This is a genomic window from Candidatus Zixiibacteriota bacterium, from assembly GCA_018820315.1.
In the GTDB taxonomy this organism is placed as follows: domain Bacteria; phylum Zixibacteria; class MSB-5A5; order JAABVY01; family JAHJOQ01; genus JAHJOQ01.
In genome coordinates this window covers 1-2856 of the sequence record JAHJOQ010000069.1, presented here as the reverse complement: position 1 = coordinate 2856, position 2856 = coordinate 1, and the positions used below count along the sequence as shown (strand labels likewise).

At 48.8% G+C, this 2856-nt stretch carries 3 protein-coding genes; 2 read left to right on the top strand and 1 reads right to left on the bottom strand.

The features are described from left to right. Positions 1 to 337 precede the first annotated feature (337 nt). Positions 338 to 502, bottom strand: a complete 165-nt coding sequence (locus KKH67_06420) for a hypothetical protein (GenBank protein MBU1318818.1) — start codon at positions 500 to 502, stop codon at positions 338 to 340. Positions 503 to 769: 267 nt separating this feature from the next. Here KKH67_06420 and KKH67_06415 point away from each other — a divergent pair, with 267 nt between their 5' ends. Both KKH67_06415 and KKH67_06410 read left to right on the top strand, forming a co-directional pair. After that, a complete protein-coding gene (locus tag KKH67_06415) occupies positions 770 to 1819 on the top strand; it encodes a DUF262 domain-containing protein (protein ID MBU1318817.1) in 1050 nt (349 codons plus the stop codon). A gap of 1 nt (position 1820) precedes the next feature. Next, positions 1821 to 2456, top strand: coding sequence for a hypothetical protein (locus KKH67_06410; GenBank protein MBU1318816.1), 636 nt, complete (start codon positions 1821 to 1823; stop codon positions 2454 to 2456). Positions 2457 to 2856 lie beyond the last annotated feature (400 nt).

The window sequence follows — 2856 nt, the reverse complement described above, 5'->3', positions numbered from 1 at the left end:
TTGTAGACCGGACTCAAATCAAGCTGGGTAATGACCCGCACAACAAACCACGCCAGGTCACCGGGCGGTAAAACTTCGGCCAAACGAACGGTCTGATTGATGGATTCTTCGTAATTTACGGTTCTGAATTTTCTGCTCATGCTTGAAGTTTACCACTCATCCGATGGCCATTCCTCGTCGGGTTCTCCGACAAGCTGCTAGGCATGTACAGTGATCAATATCTCAAGCCCGCCATCGAGGATATCCTCAAGCAAATCGGCAGCGACCTTCCCGTTTGGCGATGGAATTTCATCAGGTCAAAATGGGAGTTCCACAACGGCTTTTCCCGCTTCTTCCACTACGTGATGTCGAGTTCTAGGTACGCCATCTCAATCGGACCGGCCTTAGGATTCGCAATCTTGCACTGGTCAATTGCTGCCTCCGCCGATCTCGGAACGACCCCAACCTGGGAAATCATGTGCTCTGTCATGTCGGCACTGATTATCCTATGGGTCTTAGCCACAGCCGCATACATTGGTCGACTCTATCTTCGCATGTATCAACTTCACTCATCCCAGAGAACTCCGGCTGCCTAACAAGTCGCTGAAGCGGACGCTGCGCTTTGCTCCGCTTGGTGAGGGTGCGGGGTCTGGCGATCTAATCATTCCGGTGAGTAGCTTTGCTGGCCCCGCTTGCGCCGCTTAGCTCGGTCGTTAGGCTTCCGCAGGTACGATAATTCTGCAAGTTGACACACCAATTTCCCTGAAGCGATAGCACTTGGAGGTTTAGAATGATGAGGATCATGTCAAAGATCTATGGCATTTCAGACTTTCTATCTTGGGAACAGAGGGATGAACTTAATTTACAGCCGAGATTCCAGAGGCGAGACAGTTGGAGTCCTCGTGCAAGGTCATATCTGATTGATACAATCGTCAGAGGGCTACCAATTCCCAAAGTTTTCATTCGTGAGCAAATAGACCTTGAAACCAAAAGATCAATCCGTGAGGTTGTGGACGGTCAACAGCGCCTCAGAGCCATCCTCGATTTCATCTCGGGAAACTTGTCCATCAGTAGAGTACACAATCGCGAGCTTGCGGGTATGACGTTTGACGAATTGCCAGATGAACTAAAGAAGGACTTCCTTGCTTATCAAATCTCAACTGACCTCTTAGTTGGAGCCTCCGATGCCGATGTTCTCAATATCTTTTCGCGAATCAACTCTTACACTCTCACGTTGAATCAGCAAGAGAAACTCAACGCTGAATTTGTTGGCCCCTTCAAGCAGACGGTGTACTCTCTCGCTCTTGAGCATCACGAGTTCTGGGCACAGAATCAGATACTGGCCGACAGAGCAATGGCTAGAATGGCCGATGCTGAACTAGCGTCTGAGATTGTAATTGGTATGCTTCATGGAATCCAGGGAGGCAAAGCCTACATACGACGCTATTATGGGATATACGAGGAGGATTTTCCGCAGGAGGATAGAGTTGTTGTTCAGTTCAATAGAATAATCGATCTGATTGCATCGATCTTTGGAAGCAATCTGAAGAGCACTCCTTACCATAGGTCACCCCTCTTCATAAGTCTCGATCTGGCATTCTACGACGCAATCTATGGAATAGGAACTGAAAGCAGCAAGCCGACTAAAAGCATCCCTAAAACTTCACACTCGCAGATACTCGATGAACTTATAGTGCTTGGTAGGGAGGTTACAAATCTTGAGCCTAGCGAAGAATTTGAGGATTTGCATAACGCCTCTACAAGAAGAACCACTAATGTGCGAGAACGAATTATTAGACATCATCACTTTAAGGAGGCAATACTAAGAGGATTAGGCTAATATGCCAACTCCCACTCTCCTCGTTGGTTATCGGGACTTCGATCAGGCCGAGTCCAGGATAACTGACTTCTTCTCCAGATCTGCAGGCTTTCTTGAACAGAGATATAGCTCTCTGCGGCACATTCAAGCTAGAAATCACTACCTCGTTACCGAGGTATGCTTTCTGCGGCTCTTGCTGGAGTGGGAGGTTTTCGTTGAGGAGACGTTCAGTAGAATGATCTGTAGAGCCCCGCGAAATTCCCCCCCCCAACCGAGACTTCTTGCACGATTTAGTCGGGTCGATGACGCCAAACGAGCCCTCCGCGGCAGACAAGGATATGTGGGCTGGATCAATCCTGACGAAGTTCTGAGCTTGGCCCAAATCTACTTCAGAGATGGGGAGCCCTTCGCTTCACCTTTTCGTGCCGCATACCAGCAGTTCGATGAAGTTAGGATTATCAGAAATCGCATCGCGCATTCCTCCGCAAAGGTCAAAGACGCGTTTCTACGACTGATGAGAGACAAGTACGGATACAGTCCGCACGGAATGACACCTGGTAGGTACCTCTTGGACCGATTGCCATCGAATCCCATGGCGAACCAGTATCTGTACTATGCACAGACATTGAGAACCGTTGCGAGTCTTGTCATTGGTTAGTACCAAATGTGTAGTTCTTCGACATATACTCGTTAAGGATAGGAATTGACGCGTTTTTGGCTACCGGTAGGTAAAAAAACATCAGTTTTCACTCTTAACCAGTATAGTGAGATGAGCAGTTGCTCGATACTAGGTATCATCAACCCAGCAGTTTGGCTGTGGAAGCCTAACCGCTCCCTGGTGCTGACCTCGCTACGCTCGAAAGGTATGCGCACGATCTGCCAGCAATCGCTCTGGTTTGCGACGTGAGTCTCGCCTGCACCTCTCGACAAGTGAGCCAAACTATTATGCGCGCCTACAATCCGAGCATAAACGATAGTTCAGATTGTCTATAGGGATGAACTCTCCAAAGTCGCTCTGCCCGCCCTGATTGCCTTGATCGGCACGTTGGTCATTGCCT

Bases quoted from the DNA above. Each gene is read 5' to 3' on its own strand.
- KKH67_06415 (MBU1318817.1), top strand. From the start codon at position 770: ATGATGAGGATCATGTCAAAGATCTATGGCATTTCAGACTTTCTATCT.
- KKH67_06410 (MBU1318816.1), top strand. From the start codon at position 1,821: ATGCCAACTCCCACTCTCCTCGTTGGTTATCGGGACTTCGATCAGGCC.